We start from the raw sequence: 25,226 nt of genomic DNA, 5'->3' as shown, positions 1-25,226 counted from the left end.
TAATAACTATTGATGGATACAGTTAAAGGAAAACAACCATGGACAATATCGCGAATCCGCCTTTGCCAAGTAGCAGTGAAACCAATGACGTGGCGGTGCCGTTACCTCCAAAAGTGGTGCCTAAATTTCCTACCGAGTCGGTTGCTGTGGAGCAAAAGGTCGTGAACGACAAAGACTTGAATGGTATCGATAAGGTTTCCAAGAACATCTCTGAAGCTAAGCCATACCAGACTCCTCAGCAGGAGCAAGGTGAAAAGGTAATAGAAGCGAAGAAAAGCAAGGTGTCGGAGACTGGGAAGACAAAGAAAAAGCACCATTCGGTCGGCGACATCATTCTTTATGTCGTTTACGGTGTGATCACCTCGGCGCTAGGTATCGCCTTACTCGTCTGCAGCGATGGAGATACAGCGGGAATCCTCGTAGGTTTGGCGCTTCTCGCCTATGGGTTGTGGGTATTCAGCGGGGCGTTCACCGGTGGTTGGCGGCCGATTTTCTATATTGTCGGATAATGCGGCGAACTCTGAAGAAATGTGAGTTGTAAAGAGAAAAGAGAAATCAATGCAAACAATAGCGATTCTGTTGATGGTGGTTGCACTGGCTGGGATATGCGTGTTCGGCTATGTCGTCTACCACACCAGGGAGGTGCGCCCGAGTTGGGGTGGCGAATGGACCGCGATCCTTCGGCCGATGCTCTATCTCAAGTATGGTTGGACGCTTGCGATACCATTGGTGATTTCGGTGATTGGCATGCTGGTTTGCGGCTTCAGCAATGCTGGCTCGTATGACGGCTATACCGCAGGTTCGGTGCTTAATCCCGACAATTACGAAGATAATCCTACTTCGCTTATATACGGTTCCGATATCGGTATCAGTGCACAAGCGCTCAACAGGCATCTGGATGATCTGCGTGCCAAGAACCTGTTGTTGGTATCTCTGTTTTTGTTGCTTTTTGTCGCGGTCGCTCTGCTTCTTGTCGCATTGAGTTGGACGATGGCAGCCACCGTCGGTTATATGCATGACCAAATGGAGGGCATTGAAAAACTCAAGAATTTCATGCTATCCCAGTATCGACGAAAATTCGGGAAGTATGATCAAACGGGTCTGGAAAGGAGCTTCCCTTTTAAACTATGCCAGTTTGCGGTTGAATATGTGCTTTCGCAGGGATGGATGAAGGCCATGATCAAATCAGGTGAGTCTGGGAAGTCCAAGCAGATGTGGAAGGACTTGGCAGTAGCGGTAACGGTGCCGTGGGGCAAGCCATATCTTTGGTTCCAAGGCTTGAAGCAGGACCAATATGGATGTCTGATATCCTCATCCGCTGCAATGCCCGCTGCTAGACCTGAGAATAATGAACAAACTGGTGCCAAGCCTGTGCACAAGAAACACACTGTTAAGCCTGCATCCGAGAAACAGGCCTATACAAAGCATTCAGCATCTCAACAATCGAAACAAGCCGTTTTTAAACCTGCTCAACCCCTTCATGTACCTAATGCATCCCAAGCTTCTGGGCCTGAGTCCGTTCACGCGCAGAATGATATATCGATATCGTCCGTGTCTCTTCCAAAGAGACCACAACAGAACGAACAAGGTTAATCGAGCGTTAAACGGCTTAATACGTTTTCCAAAAGGAGAAGAAGATGAAAAGTTCAAAATTGATGAGAGCTGCTGCAGCCATGTTGTGCGCCGTGATAGCGTTCGCAGGTCTATCAGCTTGTGTCTCAAGCAGCAATAAAAACGAAGCCTCAGATAGCTCCAAAGAGATACAACGGCCACAATCTGATTCAAATTCAAATAATGAACAGAAAAATGAGCCTGAAGAGACGAAGAAGCAGACTTTTACACAAATGTTCAATGGCAAACAGACTATTTGGTTCTATCGTTCGAATAACTCTGTAGTTGCTAAAGATGACTCCAGTGAAACCATATTCGTCTTTGACCATGGAAAAGTGACGACATACATTGGAGATTTTCCTTTTGCGGACTTTAAAGATGTGCCGGATAGTAAGGTTCTCGATAAAGTAAAAGAGCTTCATAAAGTCTCTTTCAATCAGAAAATGGCCGGGAAAAATATACAGTATCGAGATCCTCAACCTTATGATGTCACATTCAACTCTATTTCTGATCAAACTGGTAATGGGATGGAAGGCGAAATAATAAACATTAAGTATTGGTCGCAATCATTGAATCAAGAAAAAGTATTTCGACTGCTATTTGAGACGAATTTGCCCTCGTACACCGAAAGTCCAGTTAAAACTCAAATCGTCTATGATAAACAGTTTACAGGATTTACTCAGGATGGCCGTTTGTTCTTTGGAAGAATGAGTGAGGCAGGAGGCCCAGAACCTGTTATGCCGAGCTTTGACTCGCTTAACAATGTTCCTCAGGAGACCGATTCCGATGTTTATTCTCATACAAATGGAAGTTTGGATGAATGATGTCTAAATATGTATTTGGAGGCTCGTTGTTTTGTGAAGTCGGCGTTCCCTTGTAAAAGGACGCCTAATTAATCTTTAATTCACCTCGTATTGCTGTACGGGTTGGAGACGTTAGGTTAGCGATGTTCTCCCACTCTTCGTTTGTGAGGTAAGACAGTGCAGAAATGAGATTGTATTAGGTCATGAAATAGGTATGAGAAAGGCAGTGTATACAAACCTTGGAGTTGATCTGCATTATCGATTGCAGACGTATCTGCTATCAATTATCTATCTGGACACCAGTTGTGTAAATACAGGAGAAAAGTCATGAATCAGGATTCCCAGGAACCAAGTGGTGCATCGAGTAATCAATCAAGCGGTGGACCTGATGGAGTAACTGCACAGTCTAAAATAAAGCAGGTACCGGCCGACACGTCTTGATGCAAATCGTAACAATACACCATCGAAACAGAATCTTTATAGCAACAATCAGAATCAGCCATCTCCACAAATGCTTGGTGCTGATAGTAGACAAAACCAAGTTTCGTCACCGTCAACTAGTTTAGATAACAATCGTAATTCTTCATTACCGACTTCAAGCTTCAGCGGCGACCATAATCAAGTGCTAGGTGAGCCTTCTGGGTTTACCTCACAACAATCAGCCAAGCACAAAGATGAAAATCGACGAAAACCACAAACAGATATCAGTGAAAAGCAAGCAACATTGAACTTTCTCAAAAGTGCTGATATGGATGAAAAGATTGAAAAAATAACAAAAAAGAAGCACGCAAAACGAAATATAGTTATTGCCTTGATAATCGTTGCTATATCTGCGGTTTTGATTACTTGTCTTGCCTTTTATGGTATAAACCACAAGAAGAAAAATGATTCAACCCATTATGGGCAATCTAATTCAGCGCAGGTAAGAAAGCATGATGAAGAGCAAACTCGAAGCGCACAAGAACAAACTAAAACTAAAGATAGTAATCAGCAAGATGAAGATAATGAAGGTCTGACCGCCAATAAGGTCGCAGAGGATCTCGGGTATAAAACTATTGGCGAAGCCAGTATGGAAAATCGTACTGCTTTGTCTGAATACATAGCAAGTCATATGAGGAATATGGGATACTATTCATGTACTGTCAACAGTAGCTATGCGGTAGATCATGATGGAGTTGCCGTACTTTGTGACTATTTAAATGGGCAAAGCGGTCTTTCTGTTGTTGTAGTTACTCATCACGATAAAAGTAAGTTCTATATCGATTACAATAACATTAAAGGACGTTATTCGACCACTTCAAATACCTTGCCGACAGCGGAACAAGCGGAAAAAATCGTTCTCGACAAAATATTGAATAAATAACTTCAAAATAAAAGTTATTTAATAACTCCTTCACCCTAGAGTATTGACGCTGTTCTACGGGTACACAGATATTTTCACAAGTTTGTACTGCAGTTCAGAGTTTACGGCTTTCTTGCACCGTATATCTTTTGTAGATACAATGGATTAAAGATTTAATCTCATTTGCGGGAGGCGTTTATGGAAACAGTCACAGTGTCGCAGTGGGGCAATAGTCAGGCGGTGAGGCTCAGCAAATCGATGCTGGAGCGCATGGGCGTGGAAAACGGCGATGAATTGTCGGTCGAAATCCAGCCTGATGGATCAATGGTGCTGTATCCCAGAAGAAAGCCGATTCGGGCTTCCGACCTTGCTGATCTGTTTGAGCAAGATACCAGCGGATACGCCGCAACCGAGCTTGATACGGGTGCGCCGGTCGGAAGCGAGCTGATCTGATGGTCAAAGGCAGCAATATCTTCCGATATAGCGATATCGTTTACGCTGACCTCGCTCCGGCGGCTGGGCATGAGCAGAATAAACGTCGCCCTTTGATTGTGGTCAGCAATGATGATTTCAACCGGCATAGCACGATGACTTTTATCTGCCCTGTTACCAGCAGTGACAATGGTTATTTCTTGCATGTCGATATAGGCGAAGTCAAAGCCAAGTATTCGGATGAACTCATTACCGGATTTGCCGCCGTTGAGCAGATTAAGGCGTTGGATTTGCCGGCACGAAACGCACAACTGTTGGGCAGAGCGCCGGATGAGGTCATGGAGAAAATCAGCGAATTGGCACAAATGATTCTGCTGCGTGATGACCAGATGCTGGTGCCCAATACCTACGTATGAGTTCTCATTGGAATCAGCTGACTGATTAAGCGTAGCAAGGTTGATAATGGTTCTTGGGTCGCAATGCCGTCGTGCTTTTATGCGTAAAGGATGCCAATGACCCATTCCTGAGGCTTGATTAGACTGTAAGCGTATATCTTTCAAGGAGTGGGTATGAGCCAGCAAAGTGATAGTGATACCGCGCGAAACGGACATAAAGGTCGTCTTATTGTTTTGACAGGTCCCACGGCCGTTGGTAAGGGGACCGTTGAAGCGAACCTGCTGGCCAAGCACCCGGAGGTCTGGGTTTCCGTTTCTGCCACCACGCGCGACCCGCGGCCGGGGGAGGTCAACGGGAAGAACTACTGGTTCATGAGCGAGGATGAGTTCGTCGCACGTGAGAAGCGGAACTGGTTCCTGGAGACCGCCGTCGTGCACGGCATGGCCCATTACGGCACGCCCTTGCAGCCGGTGCTCGATCACCTTGCCAAAAATATTCCGACGATTCTTGAAATCGACCTGCAAGGCGCTCGTCGCGTCAAGCAGCGTGCCGCCGAACTCAACCTTGAGATTGTCTCGGTGTTCATCGCTCCGCCGAGTTATGACGAGCTAGTCAAACGTCTGATCGGCCGTGGTACGGAAAATGAGGAACAGCGCAAAAGGCGCCTTGAAACCGCGAAAGTCGAGCTGGCCGCCGAGCCGGAATTTGATGTCAAAATCGTCAACGACACCGTCGACCGTGCCGCCGACGAGCTCTGGGATGTCATCGCCAAGGAATACGGCATCAAAGAGTAAATGGCTTACTAAAGCCGCTTACTCTGTTTATCTGTTTTGCATAGTTTATCCGATTCTCTTGGCATCAAGTTTACTGAATCAAGCCTTGACGAGCTGATGAACTCTTTGACACGAGATACTGAGCATCTTGCCGATATCACGAAGTGTAATACCCATTTCGTGGAGTGTTTTCGCAGTAAGACTAGTCTTGAGTTTAGCCTGGCGTTCCGTTTCTTCCGCCAAAAGCCCGTTCGCGGTTGGCATCAGTTACATACGCCTGTGCGGCTTTAGGAAGTTCAATACGGACCTCCAGTTTAATGTCTTTTAATGGTTCATTAGTCATGATATGGATGAGGCCGCGGGTCATGGTGTCCACTTCCTGCAGATTAAGGGCCTGTGTGGCATGTTCTACTTGAGGAACATCAACCAGTCACGCATCTTCATCTCTGCTGACATTGATTTGATAAACGGTGCTCGTTTCTACCAATTCTTGCCGAATTTTCCGCTGCTTCTTGTGTTCTGCATAGAACTTAAGGTGTAAGCGAGAAGTTACCGTGCATGATATACTGTTTGAGTGTTATAGGCCTGTCCTATTCCGAAAGTCGGCTTCATGCCGTCGTTGCTTCGCGCAGCTAGGATAGTGATGGGCCTTACCATTTTGGTTGCGTCCAGTTGTCAAAGTCAATTGCTTCCAGTGTAAGCGGTTTTGATTGGTCGTTATAGTAGTTCCTCGAGTTTTCATATCTGCTGCTATCGTACACATCGACGATTAAAGAAATTTTAGAACGTATAAAGTTAGGGATATAGGCCAAATTGTGTGTCTGGCGGTTTGGTTTTCTAGTAGGTCTGGTTGGGGTTTCTGGTGGCGGTGTGGAATTCGTTCCAGTGGGTTATAGGCCAAAAAGAGTTGGTTTAGAATCTGTTTTCCGGCCGGTCATGTGCTTGTTCCGGCCCATCCGTGTCTGATGCCGAAGCCTGATTCGTAGGCGTTCATGGTGGGTTCGCCGGGGTCGGGCAGCTGGACGGAGATGCGGTCGGCGAAGGGTTCGTCGCCGGTGGCGGACTCGGCCAGTCTTGTCTTTTCCCTTCGCCGCGCTTCGCGGTCGTGTCGGGTCTTGAGGTAGGCGTCGAGCGGGGCCCCGGTGTCGGGGTGCGGGCTTCTCGTGTAGCATTTCCATTCGCAGGCGCGCATCATATGCTTCCGGGGCATGCCGCGGTGGTCGTCGAGCATGCGCTTGATCGGGCTGTTGATTCCGCCCTCGAGCCCGTTGGTGTCGCGGGGCACCTCGCCGCCGGCCAGGAGGGCGGGGTCGGTGTAGGCGAACAGGCTCCCGTCCCGGAACAGCTTCTCGAGCCTTTTGTAGCAGCGGCGGAGTCGCTCGTGCGTCCACCACCATTTACGGCCCGCCGCGTGTGCCGGGTCGTCCTTCGCCGTGGTGCGTTCGTTGACCATGTCCTTCCACCGCTCATACCAGGCGTTCAGGCCCTCGCCCCACCGGGCCGCCTCCTCGGCCGTATGCACCTTGAACAGCCGCGAGGACAGCTTCTTCAGTTCCTTGGCGGCCTGCGTTTTGGGCTGGTGGGTGAGGTCGCGGCCGGTGTCGCGGTGCACGTGCACCAGGCAGCGCTGCAGACGGGTCCCCGGCCACTCCGCGGCGGCCGCCCGCTCCATTCCCCGCATCCCGTCGCTGACCAGCACGTCGGGGGCGGGCACCCCGCGGAACAGGGCCCGGTATTCCGCGATCGACTCGTGCGCGCACCAGCGGATCCGCACGACCAGGCCCGTGGTCCCGTCCATCGGCACCAGCAGACAGCGGCCGTTGACGTAGGTGCCGTCCGTCTCCAGGACATGGCTCTTCGTTCCGGGCACGGGGATGACGGGGTCGACCCGCCAGCACCATTCGCGGTCGCGCCTGAACGAGCGCCCCTCCTCGGCCAGCGTATGGCCGCCGAGCAGCCGGGCGACGAACGAGTCCAGCTCCCGGCGCATCGCCTTCCTGCCTTTGGGGTCGTGGAACACGCCGTTGACCGAGCATTCCGGGCAGTGCCACCGCTGCGCGCCCTTCCGGTCATGCCCGTATTTCTCCATCCGCCCGCCGCACGAGGGGCAGCGTTTCGCCCTCTTCGATCTCGTCCTCACACCGCTCAGGACTACCGGAAAAGCCCCTAAAAACCCGTGGGAAAAATAACAGGACGAAACGCCTACTCCCACAAAGCCAAACCCCGGTTATAACCAACTTTTTTTGGCCTATAACCCGTTCCAGTCGATGCCGGTGCCCCAGGTCTCCGGCGTGCCGAGGGTGTGCGCCGCGCCTTCGGGCGAGTGTTCCCATGCCCGTTCGTTGGCTTCCTCTATCTGTTCGTCGGTGATGGCGTGGCGGGCGAGCCATGCGGGGCTTTCGGGGTGTTCGGTGTGCGCGTGGCACCACCAGCAGATGGCCTTGATCTCGTGGGTCAGGGGCATGCCGTTGTGGCTGCGGAGCATGTCGCGCAGCCGCCGGTTCCATGACTCGACGAGGTTGTTGTCCGGCGGTATCGGTCCGTCGCACTCCGGCTGCATGGTGATGAAGGTGTCCATGACGTGTTCGGAGATCCGCCTGCGGATCATGGTGCGGGCGCGCACCAGCCTCTGGTGGGCGTCGGCGACGGTGCCGTCCCTGTATTGGCTTTTCTCGTCCAGGAACCCCTTCCATTTCTGTTCCCATTGGTTGTAGGCGGCGAGCCAGTCCGCCATCATCGGCCCGTCCTTGACGCGGCTGAGCTGCCGGGCCAGTTTCAGCAGCTCGCGCCCGGCCTCGAGTTTGGGCCGTTTGCCGGTCAGGGCCGTGATGTTCATGCACACGTGGAACAGGCAGCGCTGCATGCGCGTGCCGGGCCAGACGGCTCTCATGGCCTTGCCGATGCCGTTGCCGCCGTCGCAGACCAGCACCCTGGGCGGGGCGATGCGGCGCATGAGCTCCATCCAGGCCCGGCTGTTCTCGCTTCTGGCGACCCGCCAGCCGATGACGTGCCCGTCGGCCACGGCGATCAGGGCCACGGCCCGCCGGTGCAGCCAGATGCCGTCGACCTGAACCACTTCATGGCGTTCCCCGACCAGCGGGACGGGCGGGTTCAGACGCCACATCAGCCCGTTGCCGCGGCGCAGCGTGCGCGCGGCAACGCCCGTGCCGGCCTGCGTGCTCCCGGAGAACAGCCATTCCAGGCCTTTCCTGAGGTCCTCGGAGGCATGGTCGTAGGAGCGGGTGCGCGACGCCCCGCATCCCTTGCACCTCCAGCGGGTCCTGCCCGCGCTGGTGGTTCCGTTCTTCTTCATTCTTCCGCCGCAGGCGGCGCACAGGGGTGTCTCCATGCCTCCATCGAACACGGCACATTCGAACAGGCCGGAACCCATGCGGCACAACGGCCCCGGTCCCGTTCCGGACACACATTCTGGCCGCCCCCGAAAGTGTCCCGGCACACTTTCGAACCGGCTCCGGGCCATACGGCACAACCCCTCAAAACCGATTACAGACACACAATCTGGCCTATAACCCTAAAGTTATAATATTTAATATCTCCCTTCTCGTAGGCGCGTTGGACTGTCCACAAGCTGTAGTCTGCGAGGCTTAATAATGGCTCATGGTCATAAGGTTGGACATTAAATTTAAAGGTAGTATTGAATGGTGCGGAACTGGATTTTTTATGTCACTCTTTTGCGATATCCACGGCATGTTGCAAATTGAGGTTGGAAGTACTGCTGCCACGCTCCGCAACGTTGAGAATTAACGGGTCGATTTCATCCATGTATTTCAAAAGATGGGACATAAGGTCGGCATAGAACTCGCGGTCTAATTTATGGTGTTTAGTTCGATAGATTGACGGGATTTTACGTCCTACAACTATTTGTGCCTTGAAATCAAGGGTATTCATCAATTTGAGAAATTCGTAGCGCAACTCTGCAGGATCTTTGCAAGCGTGGGGATAATAGCCTCGCCAAGCAGATTGGCTACGTTTAGCGACACTAGGAAAACTTTGGAAGAATTCGTCTTGATTGACTGAGGAAGAAAATGAGGTAATGGCATCGCGGGCCTCGCCCAAATCTTGCCTAACGCAGACAAAACCAATCATAAAGCAACGTGATACTCCATTGTCACCGATACTTGAGACTCGATTTCCACGTTTCCCCGAAAAGAAAGTCATATCTCCGGCCTCATCAATGAAACGATGATGGTTTTGCGTTGGATCAGTCTTCTTCGTCGTCATGTTCTGAGCATCGATGATTGACGGGATTTTGTTTATTTTATGAAGTCGCTGGCACAATGGCTGATGGCAACGTATTGGTATTTTTATACAAGCGACCCTGCGTATGAATCAAGTCATACGCAGGGTCGCTTTGCAATTAACCGGTCGCTAAACAGCTAGCACATCACGCAAGCCCTGAGAGCTTGTTGATCAACTCGGGGTCGCGCGTCGCACCCTTGTCGGCGGAGCGAGCGAAGGCGGCGTAGGCCTTGAGGGCCAGCGAAACCTTGCGATCGCGGTGGGCGACGTAGCCGTCTCCTGCCTCGAGCTCCTTGCGACGCTCCTCGAACTGCTCGGGGGTGAGCTCCACATTGATAGTGCGGTTGGGGATGTCGATGTCGATCATGTCGCCATCCTTGATGAGCGCGATCGGGCCCTTGTTGGCCGCCTCGGGGGCGACGTGGCCGATGGCGAGGCCTGACGAACCGCCGGAATAACGACCGTCGGTAATCAGCGCGACATCCTTGCCGATGCCCTTGCCCTTGACGAAGGAGGTGGGGTAGAGCATTTCCTGCATGCCCGGGCCGCCCTTCGGTCCTTCATAGCGAATGACCAGTGCCTCGCCCTTCTTGAGTTTGTCTCCCAGAATGACCTCAACGGCCTGTTCTTGCGATTCGACGATGTGAGCCGGGCCGTGGAACTTCCAGATGTTCTCGGGCACACCCGCGGTCTTGACGACGCAGCCATCGGGAGCGAGGTTGCCGCGCAGAATGGCGAGGCCGCCTTCCTTCACCGCCGGATGGTCGATGTCGTGGATGGCGCCGTTGACGCGATCGGTGTCGAGTGAATCGGAAAGCGTCTCTTGGACGAACGGTTCGGGGGACTTGATGTGGCCCGGAGCCGCACGATAGAGTTCCTTCGCCTTGTCAAGGCAGGTCGGGCGCATGATGTCCCAATCGTTGAGCTTGGATTCAAGGTCGGGATAATCCACCGAATGTACGTCCTTGTGGAGCTTGCCTGCACGGTCGAGCTCGCCTAAAATCCCGCAGATGCCGCCGGCGCGGTGCACGTCGGAAATCTCCCAGTCACCTGAAGGGCTGGCTTTGCAGATGCAAGGCACGGTGTGGCTGATGCGCTCGATATCGTCAAGCGTGAAGTCCACGTCGGCGCTCTGGGCGGCGGCGAGGATGTGCAGCACGGTGTTGGTGGAGCCGCCCATGGCCACGTCCATGGTCATGGCGTTCTCAAAGGCCTTCTTGGTGGCGATGGCGCGCGGCAGGACGCTCTCGTCGTCCTCGTCGTAGTAACGGTGTGCGAGGTCGACGATCTTGTGGCCGGCATCAACGAAAAGCTGCTTGCGATAGCCGTGCGAGGCCAGCGTGGTGCCGTTGCCGGGCAGGGCCAGGCCGAGCGCTTCGGTCAGGCAGTTCATCGAGTTGGCGGTGAACATGCCGGCGCAGGAACCGCAAGTCGGGCAGACGGTCTTCTCGTAGGCGAGCAGATCCTCGTCGGAGACGTTGTCGTCAGCGGAGGCGTACATCACGTCAATCAGATCGGTGGTATCGGTCTTGCCGTTGGACAGGGTGGTTTCGCCGGCTTCCATCGGGCCGCCGGAGACGAAGATGGTGGGGATGTTCAAGCGCAGCGCGGCCATCAGCATGCCGGGGGTGATCTTGTCGCAGTTGGAGATGCAGATCAGGGCGTCGGCGCAGTGGGCGTTGACGGAGTATTCCACGGCGTCGGCGATCAAGTCACGGCTCGGCAGCGAGTAGAGCATACCGGTGTGGCCCATGGCGATGCCGTCATCGACGGCGATGGTGTTGAACTCGCGGGGGATGCCGCCGGCTTCTTCGACGGCCTTCGAGACGAGGCGTCCGACCTTGTTGAGGTGGACGTGGCCAGGCACGAACTCGGAGAACGAGTTGGCGATGGCGACGATGGGTTTCTTGCCCAAGTCGTCTCCGGCCACGCCTGCGGCGCGATAGAGTGCTCGGGCACCGGCGAACATGCGGCCGGTCATGATATTATGTGAGCGCATTTGCATAATTCCATATAAGTTCATCTGTCTCATATTTGCCGAATGGCGACCAAATGATGAAACGGATGAATGATTTTTACACGATTTCACTGTGTTGTGCGATTGATGGGCGGACGATATGAAAAGCCGATATAAAAAGTTTCTGCGCGTGGTGTGGATTGTCTTGGCTGCCATATTGGTGTTGTGTCTGGTAGCGGTTGCCGCCGTCACTATCAAAGATGTGTGGAGGCGGCATGAAATCAAGGAAGATGAACGCACGATATCCGTTGAACCCGATGTAAGAAAATCGTTGGATTCCTATGTTGCCCTGCTTGAAGCGACCTTGGAAAACAATCAGACGGTATTGTCGAATTATTCGCAAAGAGAACGGGATGTCGCGGCTGATTGCGAAGACATCTATCTTCATTCGGACGGTATGCCGAACATGGATCACGTGAAAATCAACGTGGAAATTCACTATATACAGCATGAGAATGGTCGTGTCACGCTGGGCGTTGACACCAGCACCATGGTTTTGGCAAATAAGGCCAGTTGTCTGACCGGTTCGGGATGGAAAAATACTGATTGCGAAGTCAGTGGTTGGAGTGATCCCCATGTATTGACCTTTATCGCCCCGTCGATGGCAGGTGTGGAAGGGAAAACTAAAGTTCCATACGTGATTCATGATGACGAGACGTTGTTCTGGCCGGACATGCCCGGATATAAACCGTTGAAGGATCTGCGTAAGTGGGATAAACGATAAGGTTTGCGCATGTGCGTTGCCTTCGGGAGTCCATATTTATGATTTTGATAGAAAGATTCATTTGGCAACTGATGTATTTGTGTTTCTCTTTTCAATAGAAACGGCAAAATATCAAAGGTATTGAGTATAATAAATCTTTTGAGTAGCTTTATTCTTCTTTAGGGAGCAAACAATATGGCATTTGGCACCGAGCCTACACCGAGCGGTCTTGCCGATCCGACGATCGACCAGTTGATGGAGCATTCCGAGCACAACAAGTATTCGTTGTCGATTTTCGCCGCGAAGCGCGCCCGTCAGATCAATTCCTATTTCACCCAGCTCAACGAAGGCCTTCTGCAGAACGTCGGCCCGCTGGTGGAATACCAGAACAACGAGAAGCCGCTTTCCATCGCCTTCCGTGAGATCAACGAAGGCCTGCTGGAAGAGACCCTCGGTGAGGACGACCTGAGCGAAGGCAGTATCGACTAGTCTGCTTTTTCAAGCGTTTTCTTTAACCCGATTCCGTTTATGGAGTCGGGCTTTTTGTCTTCTATGCTTCGGGTGTCAAACCGCGCGTTGAAATAGGGACGTAAGGGTAGTGTTGCCTTCTGTATGTATACACGTCGGCCGTTATGCGGCTCTGGCATGGAAGAAAGAAGTTCACTGTGTCTACAGAAGTGACAAAAGAGCGTCGCCTGATTTCAGCGGAATCGGTTACCGAAGGGCATCCCGATAAGGTCTGCGATCAGATTTCGGACGCGATCCTCGACGATATGCTTCGTCAGGACCCTCATTCCCACGTGGCCGTCGAAACGTCGGCCGCCATCGGACAATTCCTTATTTTCGGCGAGGTGACCAGCTCCGGTTATTCCGACATCCAGCGCATCGTGCGCAATGTCGTCAAGAACATCGGCTATACCTCCTCCGAAGTCGGCCTTGACGCCGATTCCTGCGGTGTGTTGGTCTCGCTGACCGAGCAGAGCGCGGAAATCAACCAGGGCGTCGACCGTCTCAACCCCGAGCAGGAATCCGCGGTTTCGCGCGAAGAGCGCTACGAGGCCCAGGGCGCCGGTGATCAGGGCATCATGTTCGGCTACGCCTGCGATGAGACGGACGTGCTGATGCCGCTTCCGATCTATCTCTCGCACCGCTTGGCCTATCGTCTGGCCCAGGTGCGTAAGGATGGCATCGTCCCGCATCTTCGCCCGGACGGCAAGACCCAGGTCACCATCGAATACGATGACGACGACCGCCCGATCCGCGTCGATACCGTTTTGATTTCCACGCAGCATGACCCTGAAGTCAACCATGACTGGCTCATGGAACAGCTGCAGGAGCATGTCATCAAGCCGGTGCTCGAAGAGGTCTGCGGCACGCGTATTCGTCACGACGATTACCGCGTGCTGGTCAACCCGACCGGTTCCTTCATCCTGGGCGGACCTGCCGCGGATGCCGGACTCACCGGTCGCAAGATCATCGTCGACACCTATGGCGGGGCGGCCCACCACGGTGGCGGTGCCTTCTCCGGCAAGGACCCGAGCAAGGTCGATCGTTCCGCGGCTTACGCCACGCGCTGGGTGGCCAAGAACATCGTTGCTGCAGGACTCGCCCACAAGGTCGAGGTGCAGGTGGCCTACGCCATCGGCGTCGCCGACCCGGTGAGTGTCAACGTCAACACCTTCGGCACCGAAATCGGCGGAGTGACCCGTGAACAGATCCAGGCCGCGGTGCGCAAGGTCTTCGACCTGCGTCCGGCCGCGATTATCGACGAGCTCGACTTGCTGCGCCCGATCTATCTGAAGACGGCGGCATACGGCCACTTCGGCCGTACCGACCCCGACTTCACTTGGGAAGCCACCGACAAGGTTGACGAACTGAAAGAGGCTATCGCCGAAGGCTGAGGTTTCGCAAGCTGATTGGTTTTTAAGAGCCGTATCCAAACGATTTGTGAGGATACGGCTCTTTTTGTATTTCGTGAGATAAAAGCGGAATCTTCGAGAATTTCACGGCCAGCAAAACCCTTACGGTGTCGTAACTGGGCAATAGGCTGAATATGGTTTTGCATGATGAGAATGCACCGAAATGCACTTATTTTGGAGGTTGCGCATGGCCACTATGACCGTAGCCGATATGGTCTCAATGTTCCTCAAGGACAATGGGAAAATCAACATCACCGCGTTTGATGGTTCTTCGTTCGGGCCGCAGGATGCCCCGCTGCATATCACGGTGAACAACTCGCGCGCCGTGTATTATATGGTCGACCATCCCAACGATCTCGGCCTTGCGCGCGCCTATCTGCAGGGCGACATCGCCTCGCCCGAGCTCATTCCTGGAAATCCGTATGAGGTCTTCAAGGAGCTCATGGCGCTGAAGCCGGATATGAAAAAGCCGAGCCCGGCCGATCTGGCTCGCATCGTCGCTTCCGTTTATTCGCATGGCATCCGTCATCCCGAAGCCCCGTCGATCGAAGGCCCGAGCCGCTGGAAGCGCCGCACCGAAGGTCTGCTGCCGCACTCCAAGGCCGGCGACGAGGCCACCGTGAGCTATCACTATGACCAGTCCAACGAGTTTTATCGTCTTTTCCTCGGTTCCTCGATGACCTACACCTGCGGCGTGTTCACCTCGCCGGAGGATTCGCTCGAAGACGCCGAATGGCGCAAGCTCGACCTCGTGCTCAACAAGCTCAACCTGAAGCCCGGAGACCGCCTGCTCGACATCGGCTGCGGCTGGGGCTCCATGGAAATCCGCGCTGCGCAGCGCGGCATCAAGGTTCTGGGTGTCACCTTGGCGGGCGAACAGGTCAAGTGGGCGCAGGAATGGATTAAGCGCGAAGGCCTCGAAGACCTCGCCGAAGTCCGCCAAATGGATTACCGTGACGTGCCCGAAGGCGATTTTGACGGCATCTGCTCGATCGGCATGATGGAGCACGTCGGCTTCAAGCACTATCCCTCCTACTTCAAGGAAATCTTCGACAAGCTCAAGCCCAACGGCCGCCTGCTGAATCACCAGATCACCCGTGTCAACTCCATGACGGGCAAGGCCGCCGGCGAGTTCATCGACCGCTACATCTTCCCCGATGGCCAGCTGGCTTCCCCGGGTGAGATCGAGACCGTTATCCAAGACACCGGCTTCGAGGTTGTCAACCAGGAGAACCTGCGTCAGCATTACGCGCTCACCCTGCACAACTGGAACAAGAACCTCGTAGCTGGCTGGGATCGCGCCGTCGAGTTGATGGGCGAGCCCAAGGCACGCCTGTGGGGCCTCTACATGGCCGGTTGCGCGCTGAACTTCGAGCTCAACAACATCCAGATCCACCAGTTCCTCTGCGTGCGTCCGGACGATGAGAAGATGACCGACACCTACCCGCTGCGTCCTTGGTGGGTGGAGGATTCGACGGTCAAGCCGACCGAGATCTGATAGTAGAGCGGAATAAAAAGTCACGGTCACGGCCGTGGCTTTTTTATTTTCCGTTGTGGCTCCCATTTTTTGACTCCTCGTAAAAAATGGGAGCCACAAACGAACATTGTGCTCAGAGCATAGGCTGTTAGCGTTGGAATGAAGCCATTGTGCTTAGAGCTGATGTTCATTTGGCTCGCAAAATTTAAACGTGTCGAAAATTTGCGAGCCACGTTATCATTGAAGCATGAGTGAACCGCAGGCCGAACAACCCGCGCTCGCCGGGCTGGCCCCGCGCAAGCGCCGCAAGACGGTCACCCATACGCCGGCGGCAGAAAATCCGATTGCACAAGTCGTGCTGGATGTACAGGCCACACACTTGGGGCAGACTTTCGATTATCTCATTGATGAGAAATTTTCCGAGGCGGCGCAACCGGGTGTGATGATTCGGGTCCGTTTCGGCGGCAGACGGGTCAACGGCATTATTTGGAACCGTGTTGAGGAAAGCCATACCGCCGCTTCCGCTTTACGATATATCGAGCGTGTGCTCACCCCGGATGTGTTGGTATCCGCCTCGATGCGGCGCGACATCACCGCCATCGCCGAAGCGTACGGTGGGACTCCCGCCAACATTCTGCGTCTGGCGGTGCCGCCCCGAGTAGCCAAAGTGGATAAGGAACAGCATCTGGCGATGGCGGGGACTTGGATCGGAAGCCGAGGCCGGGTGAAACTTGACGAGGACGAGCTCGAGCAGGGTTTACAACGGCTGCGGGGGAGTTACGACCAAGCCGTAGCATTGCAGGATGCGTTAAGCGGTGGCGGATTCGCCTCGTTCGTGGTCGATGCCTTGCCAGGAGTCGGCCGATGGGCTGACGACCTGGCCTACATGGCAAGTGAATCGCTCAAGTCCGGCCGAGCAGCCGTCATGGTGTTGCCGACTATGCGTGAAGTCAATGATGTAGCGTCTGCCTTACGTAGATTCGGCTTGAAACCTTTCCGGCAGACCAATGCGACGCACGGTGGTTTTGACGGTGATTTCGTGCTGCTGGCTGCTGCCATGGCTCCTTCCGAACGTTATCGTTCCTACCTTGCGGCCGCAAGTGGGCAGGTGCGTTGCGTCATCGGCACCAGGGCCGCGATGTATGCGCCTGTTGAGGGACCCGGGCTTTTTGCCATTCTCGAGGATGCGGCCTATCAGAACGCCGACGGCATGATGCCGTACGCTGCAGCCCGCGGGGTCTTGCGGCTTCGGGCAAAACTTCATGGCGGTACGTTTGTGGCCATGGCCAACGCCCGTAGCGCAACCAGCGAGTGGGAAGTGAGCGGAAACCTGAACCATACCGCTCCGGTTGGTAACGCTGAAATTGATGTCATTGAAAACGAACGTATCGATAGTGCGGATAGAGGCAGAAGCGAAAATGCCGATTCCTCAAATTCAGCGCAAATCGCAGCAGTCGACATTGATGATAGTTGTGCGCCTGCCAACAAAACTGCCACTGTAGGCGAGCCAAAGCGTGATGATGGCGACGCTGATGCGATTGCCGGAGCCAAACGGAAGAGCTTGGATGCTGTAGATCAGCTGAAGTTTAATAATGATAAAAATCATTCGGAGCCAATACTCGAGACCGGTGAGACTTATCCATTAGACCGTGCAGACAATCTGCGAGAAGACACGAACGCATCGTCATCTGCGCTGGCTCAAGCCGACGATGCGATATTCTACACCGAACCGACCTGTCACGTCGAAGTCTGCGAGACGCCGGTCAGCGGGTTCAGCACAGCGGTACACCCGTTGCCAGCCGTTCTCGAGGATGTCTCACCATGGGTCCGCTGGCTCAACCGCGACGAACTGGCACGTCTGGCCGACCCGTCCATCGGCGCTCGCGTGCCACACACCGCGGTTCGGGTTCTTTCGCAAGCCTTGGAAAACGGCCCGATACTTTTCTCCATTCCACATGATGGCATCGCTGAGGTGTTGAGTTGCGCGCGTTGTCATCGTCAGGCCCGTTGCCCGCGTTGCACCGGCCCATTGCAGCAGGTACGCGGGGGAGCTCCGCGATGCCGTTGGTGCGGGGCCCCGGCCAGCGATTGGACATGCCCCCATTGCCACAGCAAACGGATGAGCGTAGTACGTGTAGGAGCCGTCGGAACCGCCGCGCAGTTGCAGCATCTCTTCCGCGACATCCCGATGGTGCTTTCCAGCCCCAGCCAGCGGGGCGGTATCGTCGAATGGGTGCCGGACCGCCCGCTGATTGTCATTGCGACGCCGGAGGCAGAGCCTCGCGTGCGTAGGGAAGACGGCAGTATAGGCCATTATCAGGCCGTGGCGATTCTCGACGCATGGACAAGTTTGTATGCTCCGGGAGTGGACGCGCGTATCGATGCGCTCACCGCCTGGATGCGCGCCGCTTCGATGTGCGCCTGCCGTAATGAGGGCGGGCAGGTGCTCCTGATCGGAGAAACCGACCCGGCCATCGCCGAATCGCTGAAGCAATGGGATTCGCGTATCCTCGCCGCCAGGGAGCTTGACGAGCGTGCCGAAACCGGACTTTCCCCGGTCTTCGCCGTGGCATGCGTATGGGGGCGCAGGGACGCGGTGATGGAAACGTTGAATAATATCGGTACGCTGGCGGGGGATTGGGCCCAAGTGAGTACTGAGGTCGGTGAGCTCCCGTCTGTTCTTGGCCCCGTGCCCATCGCCCAGCCCAGAACGGTGGATGCGCGCGAGCTGGAGGCGACGCAGGACCGCGTCAAAGCCGTCGTGCGCGTCCCGCAGTGTCTGCGGGCTGATTTGGCCAAGCGTCTTCATACCGAAGTAGCCCGCCACGTCGCCACTCGTACGCCTGGCGAGTTGCGATTCCAACTTGATCCCAAGGATCTGATCTAGCCGACGAAGATTTAGCTCGCAGAGCGACATTTCTGGCTTTCGTCGTCGTTCCATGAAACCATGGAAACAGTCTTGATATCGAGTGTTTTTGCAAGGAGGAGCCATGAAAGGCTGGCCGGGCGAACCGGAAATGGATTACAACGTCATCAAGTCGGAAGATGCGGCGAAAGGCGCCGAAGGCAAGCCGATTGAGAACGTCGTCTTCGATTTTGGCAATGTACTCGTGAATTGGGATCCGCAGGCCGTTATGTTGCCGCGCTATTCGCAGGAACTGACCGACAAATTCCTCGACAACGACTTTTCCGGGTTTTACGATGCCAGCGACGCGATGGACGTCGGCGGTTCATCGGCTGAGGCGGTGGCTTGGGTACGCAAGAAGTATGGCGAGCCTTGGGCGACGATGATGGATTATTATTATCGTAATTTCGAGGATTCGCTGGTGGGTCCGGTCGAGGGCATGCGCGTTTTGGTCAATGACCTGAAGGCCGCGGGTATCGGCGTGTGGGGTCTGTCGAACTGGGCGACGGAACTGTTTCCACCAGCCAAGAAAACGTATCCGATCTTAAGCGATTTGGACGATGCCGTGGTCTCCGGTTATGTGAAACTACGTAAGCCGCATCGTGATATTTTCGAATACTCGCTCAAACGTTTCGGTATTCCTGCCGAGACGGCCGTGTTCGTCGATGACAAGGCGATGAACATCGTCGGAGCGAACTCTGCGGGCATGCGTGGCGTGAGATTCAACGATTCTTACAAATTGAGGGCATTGCTGAGGCAACAGGGTATCGATATTCCCGGTATCCAGAGCTGAAAGCACAGAGTTTGCCCGAATCGTATCGCGGCATATATTGTTGTTGACTGACCATGTTTTGAAGTGTCATCGCTTCGTTGCTTATGATGGCATTTTATATAGCGCTATTAGTGATATCGGCCTTGTCCGATTGCCGATTGAGATAAAGGAGTTTCCATGTTGAAAGTGTTGTTTGCCGGAACCCCGGATGTGGCGGTTCCCGCGTTGCGCCAGTTGGCCCAGGACAAGAATCATTTCGAGGTCGTCGCCGTGCTTACCAGGCCCGACGCGCCTCAAGGCCGGGGGCGCAAGCTCACTCCGAGTCCGGTCAAAGAAGCGGCGTTGGACCTTGACATTCCCGTTTTGGAATGCGATCCGAAGGAGCCTACTTTCATCGCCGAGCTCAAGGCCACCGGTGCCGAAGCCGGGGCTGTGGTCGCTTATGGGAAGATTCTCAAGGAAGATGTGCTGGGTGCGCTGCCGATGGGCTGGTACAACCTGCATTTCTCGCTGTTGCCGCAATGGCGTGGTGCGGCTCCGGTGCAGCGTTCCGTTTGGAGTGGCGACACCATTACTGGTGCCACCGTTTTCAGGCTTACCAAAGGCATGGATACCGGTCCGATTCTGGCACAGTCGACCTGCGAAATCGGAGCGCATGACACTTCCGGCGATATACTCGGTCGTCTTGCCGAAGATGGTTCGCATTTGCTAGCCTCTGCGTTGACGGCCATGGCCGAAGGTCGGATTGTGCTTCAGGAGCAACCGCAGGGCGCCTACGAAGTGGCCAAGAAAATCAGCCACGAGGATGCGCGTATCCGTTTCGATGTGCCTGTTTTTGCCGTTGACCGGCAGATTCGCGCCTGCACTCCCGAGCCGGGAGCTTGGTGCATGCTGCATCCGCAGGGTGCGGCCGATGATTTCATGCAATCTGCAGGAACCGATGCCACGGAAGCTTCCTCGAGCACTGAACATGATATGGGCGACTCTGAGCCGTTCCATGTTTTGAAGGCACACCCCGCCGATACCAATGATCCGCAGGTTCCCGCTGACCTCAAACCGGGGATGTTGGCAAGCACCAAAAAGCATGTATGGATAGGGACCGCCACCGCACCTCTTGAGCTTGAAGCGGTCAAGGCACAGGGCAAGAAGGCCATGCGCGCCGCTGATTGGGCTCGTGGTGCCCGCCTGTCCGCGGACGCCTATGCCGACTGAAATTTGAAGGGCTTGATGCCGTTTACTTAATACCGCTAGACTGGCAAGGTGAAAGCAAACGGCAGCATGTTTGAAATGCGGAATGCACAAGGGAGGCATTGATGAGGAAAGTAAATATTGCGAGGCAAAGTGTGCCGGCGGTCGGCATCGGTACGTGGCACATGGGCAATGAGCCGCAAAACCATGATGAAGAGGTCGCCGCGATTCGAGCCGGTATCGAGGCTGGGGCAAGGGCTGTCGATACCGCGGAAGTTTATGGCGATGGCAAATCCGAGACGCTGGTGGGCGAAGCGCTCAAGCCGTTCAACCGCGACGATATCTTCCTCATCTCTAAAGTAAAGCCGGACAACGCTTCCAAGGCTGTGATGGAACAGCATCTTGACGCCAGCCTCAAACGGCTTCAGACCGACCATCTTGACCTGTATCTTTATCACTGGCGCGGTGGCTCGATTCCGCTCGAGGAGACCGTTGCCGAGCTCGACAGGCTGCGCGGAACCGGAAAGATTGGTGCGTGGGGTGTCTCGAACTTTGATATCCCCGATATGCAGGAACTGGTCGGACTTCCCGCCGGTGGCAACGTCGCCGCCAACGAAGACCTCTATAACATCGAGTCTCGTGGTATTGAATATGACCTGCTGCCTTGGCAGCGTGAGCGCCATATCCCGCTGATTGCGTATAGCCCTGTCGGTGGTCTTGCCAATAATCTCAAAACCAGCATGCTGACTGATGCTGTTGTGCGTGAAGTGGCGGCCCGGCACGGCGTTTCGACTTACGAACTGCTGGTCGCATGGACTGTGCGCGACGGTAACACCCTGTCCATTCCGCAGACTTCGAACCCCGAGCATATGCGCGCCAATATCGCCGCAGCCGGCATCGAGCTGACCGATGAGGATTTGGCTCAGCTTGATAAACGTTACCCGGCACCGACCCATCACGTTCCGCTCGATGTGGATTGAGCCTAAGCGGGTTTTAAAGAGAAGTGGATTTGTGATGAACAACGGTGAGCAAGGCGACGACGGACAGGTATCCGAGCAAAGCGGAACGCATGATGCGACTGAAATGAGCAATGCAGGGAGTACCGGTGTGAACGACAGTCTCGATTCGGATACTCGGCATCGCAAAGCTTTCGACGACCTTGCGCGTGAGAACGACAATTTGCGGGCCAAGAACCATGCGCTCGCCGTTGCACTGACACGTGCGGGCAAGGAGCTGCAGAAGGCGAAGTCCCAGCTTGGGCTTATGGCCTCACCGCCGTTGAACTTCGCGACAATGGTGCGTGTCGACTCATGCAGCACCGATGAGCAGGGCGTGCAGCATGCTAAGGCCGAAGTGCTTTCCGGCAATCGACGGCTCATCGTGCCGGTCGCTTCGAATGTGTCTGCCTCACGCCTAGTTGGCGGCAGAACGGTGCTTTTGAACGAGAACATGGTTCTGGTCGAGCAACGTGGACTTGAGATCTCGGGTCTGGTCCGCACCGTCAAACAGGTCCTGGACGATGGGCGGCTGATGGTCGCCGACGAATCCGGCAACGTCACGCTGATTGAACGGGCGAGTGCGCTCGCAAATATCACCATCGAGCCCTCGGCACGGGTTTTGGTTGACGGCATGGCACGTTTGGCGCTGGAAGTGCTGCCGGTGGAGAACGCCACCGATCTGGTGTTGGAACAGACGCCGGATGCCACGTTCGACGACATTGGCGGGCTGGACTCGCAGATTGAGCGCATCAAGGACGCCGTCGAACTGCCCTTCCTACATCGCAAGCTTTTCGAGCGCTACGATCTGCGCCCGCCCAAGGGTGTACTGCTCTACGGGCCTCCTGGTAACGGCAAGACGCTGATCGCCAAGGCCGTAGCAAACGCGCTTTCCGGCGGAGATGCGGAGAATGGTGTATTCCTTTCCGTCAAAGGCCCCGAACTCCTGAACAAGTACGTGGGGGAGTCGGAACGCCTGATTCGCCTCATTTTCAAGCGTGCACGTACACGCGCGGCGGAAGGCAAACCGGTCATCGTTTTCATTGACGAGATGGATTCGCTGTTGCGCACCCGTGGTTCCGGTGTCTCCAGCGATGTGGAGACCACCATCGTTCCTCAGTTCCTCGCAGAACTTGACGGCGTGGAAAGCCTTGATAACGTGATGGTCATCGGTGCCTCCAACCGTGTCGACATGATCGACCCAGCCGTGTTGCGTCCCGGCCGCCTTGATGTCAAGATTCGCATCGACAGGCCGAATAAAGAAGCCGCGGCGCAAATTGTATCGCATTATCTCACCGATAATCTTCCATACGAGCCCGGTCAGAGTGCAGAAACGTTGACTCAAGTGCTGGTTGACAGCGTTTACGCCGATGACTCGCAACGGCATATCTGCGACGTGTGCGACGACCAGGGCCGTTGGTCGAGGGTCACCTTGGCCGACGTGATGAGCGGGGCAATGCTCAAGAATATCGTCGATCGCGTCAAGACGCATGCCGTCAAGGATTCCATCACACTCGGCCGTCCGATGGAAATCGGTGCGGATGCCGTGCTTAGAGCCGTGGACGATGAGTTTGAAGAGACCAGTGATTCAGTGATGGATTCCGACCCGGTCCAATGGTCGAAAATCAACGGCATCGCCGGTGGCCACGCGGTACGCATCCGTCCAGCCGAATAATAATTCGTTATCAAAAGCAAGGGGAGCGAGACGATGAGCGTACGCAGAATGATGGGAACCGAAACGGAATACGCGGTTTCAGACCTCGGAGCCGGCCATTACAACCCGGTTCAGCTTTCGTTTGATGTCGTCAGCGGTGCCGCGAATCCAGAAACACAGCATATTCGTTGGGATTATCGCCAGGAAGACCCGCTGAACGATGCTCGTGGCACCCGCCTGCCTCGTGCCGCCGCCCGGCCCGACATGCTTACCGACGAACCGCAACGGCAGATCGTCAACGTCATTGCGCCCAACGGTGGCCGAGTCTACGTCGACCACGCGCACCCCGAATATTCCGCGCCCGAAACGATGGATCCCTTCGAAGCCGTCTGCTTTGACCATGCCGGCGACCGGATCATGTTCGAAGCGGCTCAGCAAGTCAATAGGAGCAACGGCTCCAACATCGTGCTGCACCGCAATAACGTGGACGGCAAAGGTGCCAGCTGGGGCACGCACGAAAACTATATGATGTTGCGAAAAGTTCCATTCGATCGCGTAGCTGCACTGATGACGTTGCATTTTGTTTCGCGCCAGATCTATACCGGCTCCGGCCGCGTCGGCATCGGTGAGAAAAGCGAGGAAGTCGGCTATCAGCTCAGCCAACGCGCCGATTATGTTCATTCCATCGTCGGCTTGCAGACCACCTTCGATCGTCCGATTGTCAACGCCCGTGATGAATCCCACGTCACCGGCGACTATCGCCGTCTGCATGTCATTGTTGGCGATGCCAATCGGATGGACGTGCCGCAGGTTCTGAAGTTAGGAACGACGAGCATGCTGTTATGGCTGCTTGAATACGCGGATACCGATGATTCGGCCTGTGACCTTGACGGTTTGCTTGCGGATTTGCAGTTGGTCGACCCCGTCGAGGCGATGCACATCGTTTCGCATGATTTGAATCTTGCCGCACAATTGCCGCTTGAACAGGGTGGTTTTACGACAGCCTGGCAGATTCAGGTGCGTCTGTTTTCGGCCGTATCCGCGCAGGGAGCAGCGACATACGGAAGCGACAGCAGGGGAGAACCGTTGTGGCCGGATGAGCCGACGAAACGCATCATGATGATGTGGCAGCAGATGTTGATGGATGTGGCAGCAGTGCGACATGCCACCGATGACAAGAGGCTCAAGATGGCCGACGAAGGTTCGCGCTTGGAATGGCTGCTCAAATGGCAACTGTTGGAGCGTCTGCGCCGCAAAACCGACGCAGCGTGGTCTACTCCAAGCCTTGCCGCCCTAGACCTGAGCTGGGCTGCCCTCGACGCGTCGCATTCAGTGTTCTCTCGTTTGCAGCCGCAGACCGAGCGTGTGCCTCTCTGCCAAGGCGAAAGCCAAGGCCAAGCCGACATCGAAATCCAGCGCGCCGCTTCAAATCCTCCAGAAGACACCCGAGCCTGGCTTCGTGCCGAAATCATTCGTCGTTTCCCGAACGATGTGGTAGCCGCTTCCTGGTCCCACATCACCGTCTCGCAAGGCGATGCAACCGATTCCGCTTCATCGCAAGCTGAATTCACTACCGACGCCGAAGGCGCCCGCATGGCCCATACGAACGCTCATCTTTTCTCGCTAGACATCTCCGACCCAACTCGCTGGACCAAGGCTCAATGCGAAGAGTCACTTGCCTATTCCGAATCTCACCACGAATCCGCTGCACAGACTCTCAAGCGACTCAGCCAAACGGTATCAGGGACAAAATAAAGTCAAAAGAGCAACATAACCAGATAATGCCAAAGTGAGTGAGAGGGCAGGATATGTGATGTTCGATCGTAGGCTTGGCCTATGCAAAATCTGAGATTTTGCCTTCGCACTCAATACATCGCGCTCACTTCGCCTACAGACCAGTTCACTGGACTGTAGGCTTAACGGCTCAGCCGGTAAGGGTGTCTCAGCCTGACTAATGCTGAAACTGGAACAAAAACGTA

22 protein-coding genes are annotated in these 25,226 nt (G+C 54.9%); 17 read left to right on the top strand and 5 right to left on the bottom strand.

Annotation, left to right across the window (positions count from 1 at the left end):
* The first annotated feature begins 38 nt into the window (after positions 1-38).
* The 7 genes from OZX62_RS06155 to gmk all read left to right on the top strand — a co-directional run bounded on the left by OZX62_RS06155 (position 39) and on the right by gmk (position 5,378).
* A complete protein-coding gene (locus OZX62_RS06155; RefSeq protein ID WP_277175358.1) occupies positions 39-509 on the top strand; it encodes a hypothetical protein in 471 nt (156 codons plus the stop codon).
* A gap of 49 nt (positions 510-558) precedes the next feature.
* A complete protein-coding gene (locus OZX62_RS06150; RefSeq protein ID WP_277175357.1) occupies positions 559-1,593 on the top strand; it encodes a hypothetical protein in 1,035 nt (344 codons plus the stop codon).
* A gap of 44 nt (positions 1,594-1,637) precedes the next feature.
* Positions 1,638-2,435: a hypothetical protein gene (locus tag OZX62_RS06145; RefSeq protein WP_277175356.1), complete on the top strand. Its 798-nt coding sequence runs from the start codon at positions 1,638-1,640 to the stop codon at positions 2,433-2,435.
* 490 nt (positions 2,436-2,925) lie between these two features.
* A complete protein-coding gene (locus OZX62_RS06140) occupies positions 2,926-3,777 on the top strand; it encodes a hypothetical protein (protein WP_277175355.1) in 852 nt (283 codons plus the stop codon).
* Between the two features lie 177 nt (positions 3,778-3,954).
* The gene (locus OZX62_RS06135) at positions 3,955-4,209 is read left to right on the top strand and encodes an AbrB/MazE/SpoVT family DNA-binding domain-containing protein (RefSeq protein WP_277175354.1); all 255 of its coding nucleotides are present in this window, start codon (positions 3,955-3,957) and stop codon (positions 4,207-4,209) included.
* The gene (locus OZX62_RS06130) at positions 4,209-4,604 is read left to right on the top strand and encodes a type II toxin-antitoxin system PemK/MazF family toxin (RefSeq protein WP_277175353.1); all 396 of its coding nucleotides are present in this window, start codon (positions 4,209-4,211) and stop codon (positions 4,602-4,604) included. Before OZX62_RS06135 ends, OZX62_RS06130 begins: the two co-directional genes overlap by 1 nt.
* 153 nt (positions 4,605-4,757) lie before the next feature.
* Complete coding sequence (gene gmk / locus OZX62_RS06125; protein WP_277175352.1) at positions 4,758-5,378, top strand: guanylate kinase; 621 nt, start codon at positions 4,758-4,760, stop codon at positions 5,376-5,378.
* 193 nt (positions 5,379-5,571) lie between these two features.
* On the opposite strand, the gene OZX62_RS06120 is transcribed toward gmk, so the two are convergent.
* The 5 genes from OZX62_RS06120 to ilvD all read right to left on the bottom strand — a co-directional run bounded on the left by OZX62_RS06120 (position 5,572) and on the right by ilvD (position 11,625).
* The gene (locus tag OZX62_RS06120; protein WP_277175351.1) at positions 5,572-5,724 is read right to left on the bottom strand and encodes a hypothetical protein; all 153 of its coding nucleotides are present in this window, start codon (positions 5,722-5,724) and stop codon (positions 5,572-5,574) included.
* A 567-nt stretch (positions 5,725-6,291) separates the two neighbouring features.
* On the bottom strand, positions 6,292-7,497 hold the full coding sequence (locus tag OZX62_RS06115) for an IS1249 family transposase (RefSeq protein ID WP_277175350.1): 1,206 nt from the start codon (positions 7,495-7,497) through the stop codon (positions 6,292-6,294).
* Between the two features lie 108 nt (positions 7,498-7,605).
* A complete protein-coding gene (locus OZX62_RS06110; protein WP_277175349.1) occupies positions 7,606-8,706 on the bottom strand; it encodes an IS1249 family transposase in 1,101 nt (366 codons plus the stop codon).
* 335 nt (positions 8,707-9,041) lie between these two features.
* Positions 9,042-9,599 (bottom strand): hypothetical protein, encoded by a 558-nt coding sequence (locus OZX62_RS06105; RefSeq protein ID WP_277175348.1) that lies wholly within the window; start codon positions 9,597-9,599, stop codon positions 9,042-9,044.
* 163 nt (positions 9,600-9,762) lie between these two features.
* The gene (ilvD, locus tag OZX62_RS06100) at positions 9,763-11,625 is read right to left on the bottom strand and encodes a dihydroxy-acid dehydratase (RefSeq protein ID WP_277177052.1); all 1,863 of its coding nucleotides are present in this window, start codon (positions 11,623-11,625) and stop codon (positions 9,763-9,765) included.
* Between the two features lie 109 nt (positions 11,626-11,734).
* On the opposite strand from ilvD, the gene OZX62_RS06095 reads away from it, so the two are divergent.
* The 10 genes from OZX62_RS06095 (at position 11,735) to dop (ending at position 25,002) form a co-directional block, all read left to right on the top strand.
* A complete protein-coding gene (locus OZX62_RS06095) occupies positions 11,735-12,358 on the top strand; it encodes a hypothetical protein (protein WP_277175347.1) in 624 nt (207 codons plus the stop codon).
* 174 nt (positions 12,359-12,532) lie between these two features.
* Complete coding sequence (gene rpoZ, locus OZX62_RS06090; RefSeq protein ID WP_277150744.1) at positions 12,533-12,826, top strand: DNA-directed RNA polymerase subunit omega; 294 nt, start codon at positions 12,533-12,535, stop codon at positions 12,824-12,826.
* 188 nt (positions 12,827-13,014) lie between these two features.
* Positions 13,015-14,238 carry a methionine adenosyltransferase gene (metK, locus tag OZX62_RS06085; RefSeq protein WP_277177051.1) on the top strand — a complete coding sequence of 408 codons (1,224 nt, stop codon included), beginning with the start codon at positions 13,015-13,017 and terminating at the stop codon, positions 14,236-14,238.
* A 205-nt stretch (positions 14,239-14,443) separates the two neighbouring features.
* Entirely contained in the window at positions 14,444-15,754 is a 1,311-nt protein-coding gene (locus OZX62_RS06080) for a class I SAM-dependent methyltransferase (RefSeq protein ID WP_277175346.1), read from the top strand.
* 226 nt (positions 15,755-15,980) lie between these two features.
* Complete coding sequence (locus OZX62_RS06075) at positions 15,981-18,620, top strand: primosomal protein N' (protein ID WP_277175345.1); 2,640 nt, start codon at positions 15,981-15,983, stop codon at positions 18,618-18,620.
* 103 nt (positions 18,621-18,723) lie between these two features.
* Positions 18,724-19,431, top strand: coding sequence for an HAD family phosphatase (locus OZX62_RS06070; RefSeq protein ID WP_277175344.1), 708 nt, complete (start codon positions 18,724-18,726; stop codon positions 19,429-19,431).
* A gap of 156 nt (positions 19,432-19,587) precedes the next feature.
* Positions 19,588-20,622, top strand: a complete 1,035-nt coding sequence (gene fmt, locus OZX62_RS06065) for a methionyl-tRNA formyltransferase (RefSeq protein WP_277175343.1) — start codon at positions 19,588-19,590, stop codon at positions 20,620-20,622.
* A 101-nt stretch (positions 20,623-20,723) separates the two neighbouring features.
* On the top strand, positions 20,724-21,578 hold the full coding sequence (locus tag OZX62_RS06060; protein ID WP_277175342.1) for an aldo/keto reductase: 855 nt from the start codon (positions 20,724-20,726) through the stop codon (positions 21,576-21,578).
* Between the two features lie 34 nt (positions 21,579-21,612).
* On the top strand, positions 21,613-23,268 hold the full coding sequence (gene arc / locus OZX62_RS06055) for a proteasome ATPase (RefSeq protein ID WP_277177050.1): 1,656 nt from the start codon (positions 21,613-21,615) through the stop codon (positions 23,266-23,268).
* Between the two features lie 33 nt (positions 23,269-23,301).
* Entirely contained in the window at positions 23,302-25,002 is a 1,701-nt protein-coding gene (dop, locus tag OZX62_RS06050) for a depupylase/deamidase Dop (protein WP_277175341.1), read from the top strand.
* Positions 25,003-25,226 lie beyond the last annotated feature (224 nt).

Origin of the sequence: Bifidobacterium sp. ESL0690 (genome assembly GCF_029392315.1) — a bacterium.
GTDB lineage: Bacteria > Actinomycetota > Actinomycetes > Actinomycetales > Bifidobacteriaceae > Bifidobacterium.
The sequence above is the reverse complement of the archived record's forward strand: the minus strand, read 5'-3'. Positions and strand labels throughout refer to the sequence as shown.